The organism is Deinococcus sp. AB2017081 (assembly GCF_034440735.1).
GTDB lineage: Bacteria > Deinococcota > Deinococci > Deinococcales > Deinococcaceae > Deinococcus > Deinococcus rufus.
Genome location: NZ_CP140098.1, coordinates 2303144 through 2315892, shown reverse-complemented (window position 1 = coordinate 2315892; position 12749 = coordinate 2303144). Strand labels below are relative to the sequence as shown.

At 68.2% G+C, this 12749-nt stretch carries 12 protein-coding genes; 7 read left to right on the top strand and 5 right to left on the bottom strand.

Translation table 11 applies throughout. From position 1 onward, the window contains the following. Positions 1-67: 67 nt before the first annotated feature. Both U2P90_RS11160 and U2P90_RS11155 read left to right on the top strand, forming a co-directional pair. Positions 68-817 (top strand): alpha/beta fold hydrolase, encoded by a 750-nt coding sequence (locus tag U2P90_RS11160; RefSeq protein WP_295819881.1) that lies wholly within the window; start codon positions 68-70, stop codon positions 815-817. Next, the gene (locus U2P90_RS11155) at positions 814-1572 is read left to right on the top strand and encodes an alpha/beta fold hydrolase (RefSeq protein WP_322472155.1); all 759 of its coding nucleotides are present in this window, start codon (positions 814-816) and stop codon (positions 1570-1572) included. The genes U2P90_RS11160 and U2P90_RS11155 overlap by 4 nt, the downstream gene beginning before the upstream one ends. A 92-nt stretch (positions 1573-1664) precedes the next feature. Here U2P90_RS11155 and aspS read toward each other — a convergent pair whose 3' ends face one another. The 3 genes from aspS to U2P90_RS11140 form a co-directional block, all read right to left on the bottom strand. Then, positions 1665-3401 carry an aspartate--tRNA ligase gene (aspS, locus tag U2P90_RS11150; protein WP_322472154.1) on the bottom strand — a complete coding sequence of 579 codons (1737 nt, stop codon included), beginning with the start codon at positions 3399-3401 and terminating at the stop codon, positions 1665-1667. Then, positions 3398-4738 carry a histidine--tRNA ligase gene (hisS, locus tag U2P90_RS11145; RefSeq protein ID WP_322472153.1) on the bottom strand — a complete coding sequence of 447 codons (1341 nt, stop codon included), beginning with the start codon at positions 4736-4738 and terminating at the stop codon, positions 3398-3400. The genes aspS and hisS overlap by 4 nt, the downstream gene beginning before the upstream one ends. A gap of 90 nt (positions 4739-4828) precedes the next feature. Further along, positions 4829-5206, bottom strand: a complete 378-nt coding sequence (locus U2P90_RS11140; RefSeq protein ID WP_295819893.1) for an IPT/TIG domain-containing protein — start codon at positions 5204-5206, stop codon at positions 4829-4831. A gap of 36 nt (positions 5207-5242) precedes the next feature. Between U2P90_RS11140 and U2P90_RS11135 the strand changes: the two genes are divergently transcribed. Together U2P90_RS11135 and U2P90_RS11130 are read left to right on the top strand one after the other, a co-directional pair. Next, positions 5243-6235: a diacylglycerol/lipid kinase family protein gene (locus tag U2P90_RS11135; protein WP_380103290.1), complete on the top strand. Its 993-nt coding sequence runs from the start codon at positions 5243-5245 to the stop codon at positions 6233-6235. A 212-nt stretch (positions 6236-6447) separates the two neighbouring features. Further along, positions 6448-7416: a tyrosine-type recombinase/integrase gene (locus tag U2P90_RS11130; RefSeq protein ID WP_322472151.1), complete on the top strand. Its 969-nt coding sequence runs from the start codon at positions 6448-6450 to the stop codon at positions 7414-7416. On the opposite strand, the gene lnt is transcribed toward U2P90_RS11130, so the two are convergent. Then, a complete protein-coding gene (lnt, locus tag U2P90_RS11125; RefSeq protein ID WP_380103292.1) occupies positions 7417-8892 on the bottom strand; it encodes an apolipoprotein N-acyltransferase in 1476 nt (491 codons plus the stop codon). Positions 8893-8954: 62 nt separating this feature from the next. On the opposite strand from lnt, the gene U2P90_RS11120 reads away from it, so the two are divergent. Next, positions 8955-9659, top strand: coding sequence for a metallophosphoesterase family protein (locus tag U2P90_RS11120; RefSeq protein ID WP_295819904.1), 705 nt, complete (start codon positions 8955-8957; stop codon positions 9657-9659). A gap of 42 nt (positions 9660-9701) precedes the next feature. On the opposite strand, the gene U2P90_RS11115 is transcribed toward U2P90_RS11120, so the two are convergent. After that, positions 9702-10856, bottom strand: a complete 1155-nt coding sequence (locus U2P90_RS11115; RefSeq protein ID WP_322472149.1) for an alanine--glyoxylate aminotransferase family protein — start codon at positions 10854-10856, stop codon at positions 9702-9704. Positions 10857-11044: 188 nt separating this feature from the next. Between U2P90_RS11115 and U2P90_RS11110 the strand changes: the two genes are divergently transcribed. Both U2P90_RS11110 and U2P90_RS11105 read left to right on the top strand, forming a co-directional pair. Beyond that, complete coding sequence (locus U2P90_RS11110; protein WP_322472148.1) at positions 11045-11749, top strand: HAD family hydrolase; 705 nt, start codon at positions 11045-11047, stop codon at positions 11747-11749. Further along, positions 11746-12735 (top strand): dipeptidase, encoded by a 990-nt coding sequence (locus U2P90_RS11105; protein WP_322472147.1) that lies wholly within the window; start codon positions 11746-11748, stop codon positions 12733-12735. Before U2P90_RS11110 ends, U2P90_RS11105 begins: the two co-directional genes overlap by 4 nt. The last annotated feature ends 14 nt before the right edge of the window (positions 12736-12749 follow it).

Here is a 12749-nt window from a genome sequence, read left to right as displayed (position 1 = left end):
GAAGCTCGGCGTTCTGAATTCATTGGGACGTCGCCACGCCGCTGTGTGGTCGGCATAGGGTAGGGGGGTGGCCACGACATCGTTCCCCCATGACGGAGCCACGCTGCATATCACCTCGACCGGCAGTGGGCCACCGGTCGTGCTCGTGCACGGGCTGAGCGGTTCAGGCCAGTGGTGGCGGCACAACCTGGCCGCGCTGAGCGCCCATCACCGGGTGCACGTTCTGGAACTGGCGGGATTCGGGCTGGCACGGCGGCAGCGCGCCCTGGGTGTCCGGGCCGCGGCCCGCCTGATTGCTGCGTGGATGGAATCACAGGATCTCCGGGAGGTCGCGCTGGTCGGGCATTCCATGGGGGGCCATATCTCGCTGCATGTGGCGGCACTCGCTCCCGGGCGCGTCACCCGGCTCGTGCTGGCCTCGGCGAGCGGCATGCTGAGGCAGCCGCTCCACCGTTCCATGCTGGCCCTGCCACGGGCGCTGGTCACCGGGCGCAAGCGGTTCCTGCCGCAGATCCTGGGGGATGCGCTTCGTGCCGGGCCGCGCAACCTGCTGATCAGCAGCCGGGATCTGCTCCGCGACAGCGTTCAGGACGTCCTGCCGGAACTGCATGTTCCCACGCTGCTGATCTGGGGCGCCCGTGACGCCCTGGTGCCACTCGAGGTCGGCCGGCTGCTGGCCAGGTCGATGCCCGGAGCCCACCTGGAAGTCATTCCCCGCGCCGGACACGTCGTGATGGTCGATGCCGCGGTCACCTTCAACGATCTGGTGCTGGAGTTCATCGACCGCCCGATCTCCCAGGCCAGAGACAGCGCTTGAACCGTGGAGCAGCCGGCCGGGCCCTGTTCCTGGATGTCCACGGCCTGCGTACCCACGCGTGGGTTCGAGGTCGGGGCCGCCCCCTGGTGGTCGTGCCGGGGCTGGGCTGCGCGTCATGGATGTACGTCCGTGTGGCCAGGGAACTGGCGGCCCACCGCACGGTGTACGTCTATGATCCGCCCGGTCATGGGTACAGCGAGGGCACGTGGGCCTTTCCTGTGTGCATTCAGCATCTGACCGATCATCTGGCCGCGTGGCTGCACGTGGCGGGCCTTGAGGGCTGCGATCTGTTCGGGCATTCGCTCGGAGGTGAGGTTGTCTTCGATCTGGCCGCACGGTATCCCGGCCTCACGACGGCCGTGGTGGCGTGCGCCCCGACGGGGATTCCCGAGAACCCCAGCGTGCCGGTACAGCTCCTGCGCCTCCTGCGTGACCTGCCCCGCGAGCGCCTGAGCCTGCTTGTCCCGGGGATGCGGGCGTACGCGCACTGCGGCCCGCGCCGCATGGCGCTGCTGGCGCACGACCAGTCGTTTCACGACACCGGGCCGCTGCTCCGACGGGTGGAGGTGCCCACCCTTCTTCTCGATGGCTTGAGCGACCCGGTCATCCGGTCGTGGACGGTTGAGGCGATCCGGGAAGCGATTCCCGGCGCGGTGATCCGGGAAATCGCCGGCGGCACCCACGCGCTGACCGATTCCCATCCGCGGGTGGTGGCCCGGTACACCATCGATTTTCTCAACGCGCTGAACAGGTGAAGCAAATATTCACGATCTAGGTTAATCGTGAATTCTTTCACTAACTGATGCGCGAAGAAGGCGTGGGATCACTCTCCACGCCCGTCCTCACCTCACTCCGATGCGGTCGCCAGCTGGATGCCCAGGTCGCCCAGCTGCGTGTTGTCAACAACGGAGGGGGCCACGGCCATCAGATCGATGCCACGGTTGTTCTTGGGGAAGGCGATGACCTCACGGATACTCGATGCGCCGGTCATGACCATGACCAGCCGGTCGAAGCCCCACGCGATGCCGCCGTGGGGCGGGGTGCCATAGGTCAGGGCGTCAAGGAAGAAGCCGAACTTGTCCTGCGCCTGCTCCGCCGTGAAGCCGATCGCCTGGAACATCTGGCTCTGTACGGCCGGGTCGTGAATCCGGATGCTGCCGCCACCGACCTCAAAGCCGTTGAGCACCAGGTCATACGCCTGGGCACGGATCTCGCCCTGCCGCTCCGTGCCGAAGAGGGCCACATCGTCCGGGTGTGGCGCGGTGAACGGGTGGTGCATGTAGGTCCACGTCCCGCTCTCCTCGTCGAGATCGAGCTGGGGGAAGTCCACGACCCACGACACATGGAAGGCCGGACCGCCGGCGGTCAGGTCGAACACGTCTCGCAGCGCCAGCCGCACCGCCCCGAGGGCGGACACCGCCGACTTCCACGGCCCCGCGCTGAACAGCAGCGTCCCGCCGTCGGGCACGGCCGTCAGGTCGAGCAGCGCCGCCGTCTGGGCGGTCACGAACTTGCTGATGCCGCCGGTGAAGGTGTCTCCCTCGCGGCGCAGCCACGCCAGCCCCCGCGCGCCGTTCTGCTTCGCCACACGCTCCAGCTCGTCGATCTGCCTGCGGGTCAGCTCCGGCGCGGCGATCACCTTCACGCACGGAGCCTCGGCAAAGGCCTTGAAGTCCCCACCCTGGAACAGCGCCGTCACGTCGCTGAAGGCCAGATCGAAGCGAAGATCCGGCTTGTCGCTGCCGTACGTATCCATGGCATCGTGGTAGGTCAGGCGGGGGAACGGAACGGGCAGGGTCACACCGAGTGCGTCCTGGAACACGTGCGACAGCAGCCGCTCGTTGAGCTCCAGCACGTCGTCCTGCTCGACGAAACTGAGTTCCATGTCGAGCTGCGTGAAATCCGGCTGGCGGTCGGCCCGCAGATCCTCGTCGCGGAAACAGCGGGCCAGCTGGTAGTACCGGTCGATCCCCGAGATCATCAGGAGCTGTTTGAACAGCTGGGGCGACTGCGGCAGCGCGTAGAACTCACCCGGATTCAGGCGGCTGGGCACCAGGAAGTCGCGTGCCCCTTCCGGCGTCGACTTGGTCAGCATGGGGGTCTCGACCTGCACGAAGCCCTCGGCCGCGAGGAACGTCGTGATGGACGCGACCGCCTTCGAGCGCAGCATCAGGTGCCGCTGCATCTCGGGACGGCGCAGATCCAGATAGCGGTATTTGAGGCGGATGTCCTCGGCCACGCTGTCACCCTTATCCAGTTCGAACGGTGGCGTCTTCGCGGCGTTCAGCACGCGCACGCGGGCAGCGATGACCTCGTAGTCGGCCGTGCCGCCCTTGCGCTGTGACTCGGGCCGGGCCTGGTATGTGCCCTCGATCTCCGCGACGTACTCGGCGCGCAGCTGATCCGCCTGCGCGAAGGCAGGGGAGTCCGGCTCCACCTGTACCTGCACGAGCCCGCTGCGGTCGCGCAGTTCCAGGAAGATCAATCCGCCCAGGTCGCGCCGACGGTTCACCCAGCCCTGGAGGGTGACGGTCTGCCCGGCGTGCGCCGGCGTGAGCTGGCCGATGTAGGCGGTGCGTTTCATGCGTTCTCCTGAACAGGGGTGTGGGGCTCGGGGCTGGGGGGCTGCGATGCGGCCTCGGCCAGGAAGGTATGGAGGTCACCAGCGGGAACGACCGACTGCACACCGGTCGAGAGGTTCTTGATGCTCAGCACGTCCCGCGCCATCTCGTCGGAGCCGATCAGGGCCACGAGCCGTGCCCCGCGCCGCTCGGCATCGCGGAAGGCGGTGCCGGGTTTCACGGCGCGGTAGGCGAATTCGGCCCGTGCGACCTGCCGCGCCTTCATCGCGACCGTCGCGGCGTGGCCCACGTAGTCGTCGTCGAGCGCGGCCACGTACAGGAGCGGCCCGCCCTGACCGGGCACGTCCAGCCCCTCGGCGTCCATGGCGATCAGCAGGCGCTCGATCCCGAAGGCCCAGCCGATCCCCGGCACCAGCGGCCCACCCAGCTGTTCGGCCAGACCGTCGTAGCGCCCGCCGCCGCCCAGCGCGGATTTCGCGCCCACGCCCTCGTGGTGCAGTTCCCAGGCGGTGCGCCGGTAGTAGTCCAGGCCGCGCACGATGCTGGGGTCGATGTCGTGGGCCACGCCCCATGCCGTCAGGTACGCCTGCACCGCCTCGAAGTGCCCCCGCGCCTCGTCGCCCAGGAAGTCCAGCATGGGCCTGACGCCCAGCTCCGCGATCAGCGCCTGATCCCCGGCGCTCTTGGAGTCGAGGATCCGCATGGGATTGCGCTCCAGCCGCTCTTTCGAGTCGTCCGACAGGCGCTCCACGTGGGCACCGAACAGCTCACGCAGGTAGGCGTTGTACGCGTCCCGGTCGGCCGGGTCACCGATGCTCCCGAGTTTCACGCGCACGCCGCTCAGGCCCAGCGCCGCAACCACGTCCACCATGAGAGAAATCGCCTCGGCATCCACCAGCGGATCGGTGCTGCCCAGCACCTCGTAATCGACCTGGTGGAACTGACGCAGGCGGCCCTTCTGGACGTTCTCGGCACGGAACATCGGGCCATGAGTCCAGAGCTTCAGGGGCGAGGGTAACTGTTTGAGGCCGTTCTGGAGGTAAGCCCGGACAATACCTGCCGTGCCCTCGGGCCGCAGGATGAAGCCGCCGTGGTCACCGAAGTAATAGACGGTGAACATCTCCTTTCGGACGATGTCCGTACTGCCGCCCACGCCACGTTTGACGAGTTCAGGGTCTTCAAAGACCGGGGTGTTCAGGAACTGAGCGCCGGCCCGCTCCAGTACCCGGCGGGCCGTGTCCTGCACATGCTGGAAGGCGGCTGCCCGTGTGTCGAGGCTGAGCTTCGGACTGCCATCCGGCAGATGATCCTGTGTTCCCTTGGGCCGCTGAATCGCCATAACCAACGGAGTGTAGCGCCCCGTGGCACACGCCGGCAGGGGAGAGGGCGGCCCCCGCCGGTGCGAGAGCCGCCCCGTGTGGACGCTCGTCTACTGGCGGACGCTGTACGGCAGGCCGGTGGAGCGTTTTGCGCCGACCTCGACGAACAGCCAGCTCCCACCGATGGGCGCGTCGGCCGGGATGGTCAGGACGATCTGAGAATCCGTCCAGCTGACGACTGCATTGGCCGGGAACACGTAGCCGCCCGTGCCGCGTTCATCCGCACCGAGACGGACCTTGCCGATGTTTGGCCCACCCAGGTAGCGGCCCTGGATCACGACCTGGCCGCCACGCGGCGCGGCCTCGGACACCTTCACGAGCATGGGGGTGACCGTCACCATCTGTTCGGCGGTCTGGATCTGCTGACGCGGCGCACAGGATGCAAGCACCCCGGCGAACAGTAAAGGAGCAACAAAGAAACGCAGCATTAGGCAGCCTCCAACGGCAGTCTAATGACCTTTGATATGACCGGTCAAACGCCCCCCCCCAATGCCGATACCTCGGCCACCCCAGCGCCAGGGGCGACATCCATTCCCTCCATGACCGGTCAGCGGGTGCTGGTCATCTTCAATCCAAAAAGTGGCAGCGGCGACAGCGGGCTGCCGGTGTTCCTCGGTCTGCTTCGTGCTGCCGGTGCCCAGGTGGTCGAGCGCGATCTGGACGCCGACACGCCGATGAGCGAGTACGTCCGTGACGTCGAGTCCTTCCACGCCGTGGTCGCGGCGGGTGGAGACGGCACGGTCAGTTCGGTGTCCTACGCCAGCCGCTACAAGAATGTGCCGCTGCTCGCGTACCCGGCCGGAACGGCGAATCTGATCGCCCAGAACCTCGACCTGCCGACCACGCCGGAGGAGCTCGCGCGGGTGGTGGCCACCGGGCACGCCGTCCGGGTCGACATGGGCGAGGTCGAGGTGCGCGGACAGACCCAGGGGTTCGCCATGCTGGCGGGCGCCGGAGCCGACGCCGCCATGATCAAGGGCAGTGAGGAACTCAAGGAGAAATTTGGCGCACTGGCCTATGTCATGAGTGCCATGAAGCAGATGAACCCCAAGAAGACGACCTTTACGCTGACCATCGACGGCCAGCCGAGGGAATTCGAGGGGATCGGCGTGATGGTCGCCAATTTCGGCATGGCGAACTTCCGACTGCCGATCACGACCGACATCAGTCCAAGTGACGGGCGCTTCACCGTCATCCTCATGCAGGCGGGCAACCTGCTGCGGCTGGTGCCCAACATCATCGACTCGGTGCGATCGAAACTGAATCTGGGTGATCCGCTGTTCGCGGGTAACCTGGAGACCATCGAGGCCCGGGAGGTGACGGTCGCCGCCGCCGATCCGTTCCCGCTCCAGTACGACGGCGAACTCCACGAGGAAACGACGCCGTTCACGGCGCGCATCCTGCCCGGTGCCGTGCGGTATCTGACTCCCAGTACCGAGGCGGAACTCACCACCTGAACTGCACAGAGCTCTGGCCGTCCCGTCGAAGGCGATTGGGACGGCGTTTTTTGTGCAGGCTCACAGAAAGGCCAGGAAGGGGCCTCGGCGTCGCGCCGAGGGGTCAGGGTGCTGGCCGTCTGCGCGCCTGGGCGGACGCGGATCGCCGGATGGGCACCTCCGAGGCCGCTCCGATCAGTGTCCGTTGATAATGCATGTTATCATCGGAAGTGATGGCAAACGATCTGATCCCGTTCACCGGCGACCGCCTCAGCCAGGCGCGCGCCTTCACCGGCCTGAGCGATGAGGCCCTGCGTGTCCGGGCGGTCACCGCGGCCCGGGACAAGGACTTCGACGCACTGTGGAACCTCACGCAGGCGTACCTGCTGAGCGACACCAGCTCAGGTGTACGTCTGAGCCCACACACGCTGCGTGCGTACCGCAAGGGCGTCGAAGTCCTTGTCGGACACGCGCATGAACAGGCGTGGAACCTGCTGCACCCGGGGCGGCGGGAACCGGGCATGTTCGTGGCCTCCCTCACGGCATCGGGGCTCACGCCGGCCACGGTCATGGCGCGGGTCGCTGCCGCATCGGCACTGTACCGGGCGCTGCGCTGGGCCGGCGCCACCGACGCCGACCCCTTCGCAGACGTGAAACGCCCGAAAGACCGGACGAAGGGCATCGTGAAGAACCCCCCGTACCGCGCCGATGTCGTGCAGGCGATGCTGGCCGAGTCCGATGCGCAGGAGCGTGTCCTGCTGCTCCTGATGGCCCACGCGGGGCTGCGGATCGCCGAGGCACTGGCCGTGCGCTGGGAGGATCTCGACCTGCCGGCCCGGCGTCTGCGGGTCGTGCACGGGAAGGGTGACAAATCCCGTGTGGTGCCGCTGAGTGCCCGCCTGCGTGACGCGCTGACGACGCTACGGGCGGAGACCACATCGGTAGGCGGGCATCTGACGACCTTCCGGGCCTATTCCAGCGCGTATGAGCGACTCCAGAAGGTCGCCCTGAAGGCCGGGGTGGCACACGAGTTTCGCGGCTTCCACGCGGGGCGCAAATACGCGGGAACCCAGCTCTACGCCGCCACGAAGGACTTCACACGTGTGGCCGGGTTCCTGGGCCACGAGCAGGTCGACACGACGCGCCGATACGTCGAGGTGCCCGAGGATGACCTGAACGATGTCGTCGAGGGCTTCCGCTGACTACCACCGTCGCGCCCGCGCCTCCATCCGGAACGCGACCCCGATCATGACCAGGGCCAGCAGCAGTGCAGGAATATCGCCCATCCGCACATAGAGCGTCGTCCCGGCCAGCAGCTGCGGGCGCACGTGCAGCACCTGGAGGGTCTCCCCTGCGCTGAGCGTCTGCACCGGCTGACCCAGGTCGTTCACGCTGCCGGCTACGCCCTTGTTCACGCTGCGCACCAGCCAGCGGCGCGTCTCGATGGCGCGGATACGGCCCATGGCAAAATGCTGCTGCACGCCCCAGCCGTCGTACCACCCGTCATTGCTGGGATTGACGAGCAGCCGGGCACCCTGCTGCACCAGACTGCGGGCCACGGCAGGAAACACCGAGTCGTAGCAGATATAGGCACCGTACAGAACGCCCCCGAGACTCAGCGGCCGTGGCGTGCCGCTGGCCTCGACACCGCTCAGGTCGAACCGGAGGGCATTCTCGATGATGCCGTACAGCGGGCGCAGCTGGGCGTACAGTGGGAAATACTCGCCGAATGGCACGAGCTTGCTCTTGTCGCTCCAGCTGGTGGCGCGTGACTGGGCGTCGATGGCGGCCACAGCGTTGAATTCTGGTTTGGCATTCCCGGCGCCGACGCCACTGATGCCAGGGCCGGGAAAGGCCGCCAGCAGCTCAGGCCGGCCAGGGGCGGTGATGGCCGTCTCGCTCCACACGGCGATCTCGCCTTCTGGACGATTCAGCGAGGCGGCCCGCTGGAGGCGTTCCTGTTCGGCTGGACTGACGCTCCCGACGGCCCGGCCGAAGGAATCGAAGGCGGTGCGCAGCACCAGTGCCGGCTGCACCGGGCCCTGACCGGGGGTGCGGGTCACGCCGTAGGCAAGGGCTGCCGCCCACGCCACGGCAGCCAGGATCACCGGCCGAGCCCGGCCCCATGGATCGCGGCTCAGCACGAACGACGCGAGGCTGGCCGCCGTGACGGTCACGAGCACACTGCCGAGCAGCACACCGCCCAGATCCGCGATCTGGATGGCGGGCGACGGCAACAGGGTCGAGCCCAGCGTGGGCCACGGGAAGGCCAGCGGCCCCAGGAAGCGCAGCCATTCCAGGATCACCCAGCCGCCGGCGAGGCCCCACACCCGTGCGGCCGGATCACGCAGCCGTGTGGCGATCGGGTACGCCATGACCGCCAGGAAGGCGCCCTCGAGGAAGAACAGCGCGAAGGCCAGGACGCCGGTGCCGGTGCCCAGGAGTTTGTTCAGGAAGGTGGTCAGCCACCACAGATGGATGGTGAACAGCCCCACACCCGACCACAGCAGCCGGACACTGACCTGCCGGGCGTCGTGGCCCTGGGCGGCGTACCACAGCACGGCGGCCAGGGGCAGGAAGGCCAGCGGGCTCCACGGGAGCGGCACGCTGCACAGGGCGAGGAGCACGCCGAGCAGGGCGGCCGTGACGGGAACACTCAGCGCGGGCACGCCCGCCATCATAGGGGGTGGGGGGGGAGGACACGGACACGTGGCCGAGGATGCTCTAGGATGCACGTACCTTGAGAGTGGCCTTCATCAGTGATATTCACGGGAACATTCACGCCCTGACGGCGGTGAAGCGCTTCCTGACCGACAACATCGTCAATCAGGTCGTGGTGGTCGGTGATCTGGTGGGGTACGGGGCCAGTCCCGGCCCGGTGATCGACTTCGTGAAGCGCGAGGGCTGGGCGACCGGTCTGGGATCCAGCGACATGCGGGTCGCCATTGATCTGGGTGACCGCAACGACCGCAAGGGCGTGGCCGACCAGGTGCTGGTCTGGACGAAGAAGATGCTCTCGCCGGAACAGATGGACTTCCTGCGCCGACTGCCGCCGGGAGGCCGGATCACGACGCCGGTCGGGCGCATCCGGTATTTCCACGGCAGCCCCCATGACCCGGAAATCCGTATGGATCTCATGGCGAACGAGCGGGATCTGGAGGCGCTGGCCGACTCGCTGGCGGCCCGCGTGGTCGTGGTGGGCGGGTCGCACGTTCCCTTCGTCCGCATGATCGGTGAGACGACCTTCGTCGACCCCGGCAGCGTGGGGCTGACCCTGAACCACGAGCCCGGCGCGGACGTGGCGATCGTGGACTGTATCGGCCGCAAGCCGAAGGTGACCCTGCACAAGGTCACCTACGACTTCGCGTCGAGCGCCTTCGACATCATGGCGTGGAACCTGCCGCCCGTGATCGCGGACGTGATCAAGACCGGCCGCATGGGCTGACGGACGGCGGAACAGGGGTCGGCGACCCCTGTCGTCGCCGGATTACGCCGGAACCGTGGTGGCCTCCACGGCCTCGTCGAAGCGGCGCACCAGGCCCGTCTCGCCCAGGATGGCCTCCAGGGCGGTCATCAGGGCACGGTACGGAGCGGGGTGGGCGGCCTCGCCCATCAGGCCCAGGCGCCAGATGACGCCTGCGGTGGGGCCGAGGCCACCGGTCACGCTGATTTCACGCTCGCGCAGGGCCCGGCGCACGGCCGCGTCGTCGAGTCCGTCGGGCAGACGCAGGGCCAGCACCGTGGGCAGGCGGTCTTCAGGGCGCTTGACGTAATGGGTGAAGCCCAGCGGCGTCAGGGCGGCCAGGATCGCGGTGCCCACGTCGTGTACCCGCTGCTGGCGGGCGGGCATGCCCTCTTCCAGGGCGGCCCGCAGGGCCGCGTGGAACGCGTAGTGCAGGTTCACGGGCACGGTGTGGTGGTAGGTGTGCTCGACCCAGTAGTCGCGCAGGCCCTCGAAGTCGCAGTACCACAGCGGCGTGGGGGTGCGGCGGGCGCTGTAGCGCGCAAACGCACGCTCGCTGATGGCCACGGGTGCGAGGCCGGGAGGAGCCGACAGGCACTTCTGTGCCCCGGTGTAGGCGTAGTCCACGCCCCACTGCTCCATGTGGAAGGGCTCCATGCCGGCGGTCGTCACGGCGTCCACGGTCAGCAGGGCCCCACTGCTGCGGACGAGTTCCGCGATCTCGGGCACCGGGTTCAGGACGCCGGTGCTGGTCTCGCCGTGCACCACCGCGACCATCTGCACGCCGTCGAGATGCGCGGCGACGTCTTCAGGGCGGATCGCCTCGCCGAGGTGGGCCGTGACCAGGCGCACGCGGGCACCGTAGCGGGCGGCCATCTCGGCCATCCGGCGGCCGAACGACCCGTTGGCGCACACCAGGATCTCGTCGCCCTGCTCGACCAGGTTCGCGAAGCCCGCCTCCATGCCCAGGCTCCCGGTGCCGGCCAGCACGGCGGTGAAGGCCTCGGGTTCGGTGCCGTACATGACGCGCAGATCCGCCTGGATCTCGCGGTTGAGCTTGAACACCTCGGGATCCATGTGCCCGAGCATGCCGCGCATCAGGGCCTGCTGGGCACGGGGGTGGATCGGGGTCGGGCCGGGGGTCAGGAGGATGTGGCCGAGGTGCAGGTCGTCGAACATGCCGACAGGATAGCCGGGCGCGCCCCTTCACGCAATCATGTTGCTCAGACGTGGGCCTCTGACCAATGGCCTGCAAGAATTATCTGAAATTGTGGTTCGCGGTGCTCGAATATTGCTCAGATGATGCGTGCCGTGGAAGTGAAGGAAGAGAAATCCATGTGGCGGTGGAATTCTCTAGCATGCGGGGTATGACCGTCTTGCCTGCCCTGCGCGCCGTGCTCTTCGACCGGGACGACACCATCGCCTACACCGACCGCAGCGTGTACCGTGACGCGGCGGCGTGGGGCGCGGCCCACTTCGGACTGGATCCGGCGCAACTGGGGCACACGCTGGCTGCGCTGTGGCAGGAGTCCACGGTGACCGATCACGAGCGGTCATGGTGGCACCTGCGCTCCTTGGAGGACGAACAGACCTTCTGGGACACGTATGGCCGCGAACTGGAGCGCCGGCTGGACCTGCCGGCCGGTGCCGGAGCGGAGTTCGTGGCCCGTTTTCCCTACGAGGTCTATATCAAGGCAGTACCGGGAGCGCGGGAGGTGCTCACGGCCCTGCGGGCCCGTGGGCTGAAGGTCGGCGTGCTGAGCAACACCCTGCCCAGCATCGACCGCACGCTGGAGGCTGTCGGGCTGGGCGACCTGATCGACGTGGCCGTGGCGAGCTGTACCGTCGGCGCCCACAAGCCCGAGCCGGCCGGGTACCTGCATGCGGCGCAGGCGCTCGGGGTGCAGGTGCCCGAGGTGCTGTTCATCGACGACAAGCTGGAGAATGTCGAGGCCGCCCGGAGCCTGGGCATGGCGGCGGAGGTCATCGACCTGACCGGCCAGCGTCCCGGCGCGCTGCACTCGCTGGACGACGTGCTCACGCTGGTCGATGCCCGGACGGCGCGCGCGTGACCCGGCCTCCCCTGCTGATCGACGGGCATCTCGATCTCGCGTACAACGCCGGACTCGGGCGTGAACTGACCGGCAGCGTCGAGCAGCTCCGCGCCGCCGATCCGGTGTCCGGGCAGGTGGCCACCACGACCTTTCCGGAGATGGCGGCAGCGGGGCTGAGGCTGTGCCTGGGCACCCTGTTCGCGGCGCCGCGCACCCCGGACGCAGACGGCTACACCGACGCCGCTGGAGCACGCGCCCAGGCCCTGGCCCAGCTGGATCAGTACCACCGCTGGGAGGATGCCGGGCACGTCCGGCTGCTGCGGAGTCGGGGCGACGTGGCCGTCCATCTGGAACAGCCTGACGCACCGCTGGGGGTCGTGCTGCTGATGGAAGGGGCGGATCCCATCCGCACACCGGACGACCTCCCGTTCTGGGTTGACCAGGGAGTGCGGCTGATCGGCCCGGCGTGGGGCCGCACCCGCTATTCCGGCGGCACCGACGCCCCAGGCCCCCTGACGCCCGAGGGCCGCGACCTCGTGACGGCCATGCGGGAGCTGAGCGTCACCGTGGACGCCTCGCACCTTGACGACGCTGCGTTCTGGGACGTGGCGGAGATCGGGCCGCGCGTGATCGCGTCGCACAGCAATGCCCGAGCCCTGATCCCCGGCAACCGGCACCTGACCGATGACATGGCGCGGGCCGTGGCGCAGAGCGGCGGGGTCATCGGCCTGGTGTACCTCAGCCGCTTCCTGCGCCCGGTGACCGACGACGTGCGCGTTCCGCTGGAGGCGCTGGCCGAGCACGCCCGGCACTACGCGGCGCTCGTCGGCTGGGAGCATGTGGCCCTGGGCACCGACATGGACGGCGGCTTCGGGGCCGAGAAGACGCCTGAGGGCATCGGGCGCTATGCCGATGTCCCCCGCGTCCTGACGGTACTGCCTGAAGACGTCCGGGCCGATGTGGCGGGCGGCAACTGGGCGCGGTGGCTCACCACGCATCTGTAGCTGGCACGCACCAC

Excerpts from the sequence above, each read along its gene's own strand:
- aspS (WP_322472154.1), bottom strand. The coding sequence starts at position 3,401 with ATGAAACGCACCGCCTACATCGGCCAGCTCACGCCGGCGCACGCCGGG.
- U2P90_RS11130 (WP_322472151.1), top strand. The coding sequence starts at position 6,448 with ATGGCAAACGATCTGATCCCGTTCACCGGCGACCGCCTCAGCCAGGCG.
- U2P90_RS11140 (WP_295819893.1), bottom strand. The coding sequence starts at position 5,206 with ATGCTGCGTTTCTTTGTTGCTCCTTTACTGTTCGCCGGGGTGCTTGCA.
- U2P90_RS11115 (WP_322472149.1), bottom strand. The coding sequence starts at position 10,856 with ATGTTCGACGACCTGCACCTCGGCCACATCCTCCTGACCCCCGGCCCG.
- U2P90_RS11135 (WP_380103290.1), top strand. The coding sequence starts at position 5,243 with ATGACCGGTCAAACGCCCCCCCCCAATGCCGATACCTCGGCCACCCCA.
- U2P90_RS11110 (WP_322472148.1), top strand. The coding sequence starts at position 11,045 with ATGACCGTCTTGCCTGCCCTGCGCGCCGTGCTCTTCGACCGGGACGAC.
- hisS (WP_322472153.1), bottom strand. The coding sequence starts at position 4,738 with ATGGCGATTCAGCGGCCCAAGGGAACACAGGATCATCTGCCGGATGGC.
- lnt (WP_380103292.1), bottom strand. The coding sequence starts at position 8,892 with ATGGCGGGCGTGCCCGCGCTGAGTGTTCCCGTCACGGCCGCCCTGCTC.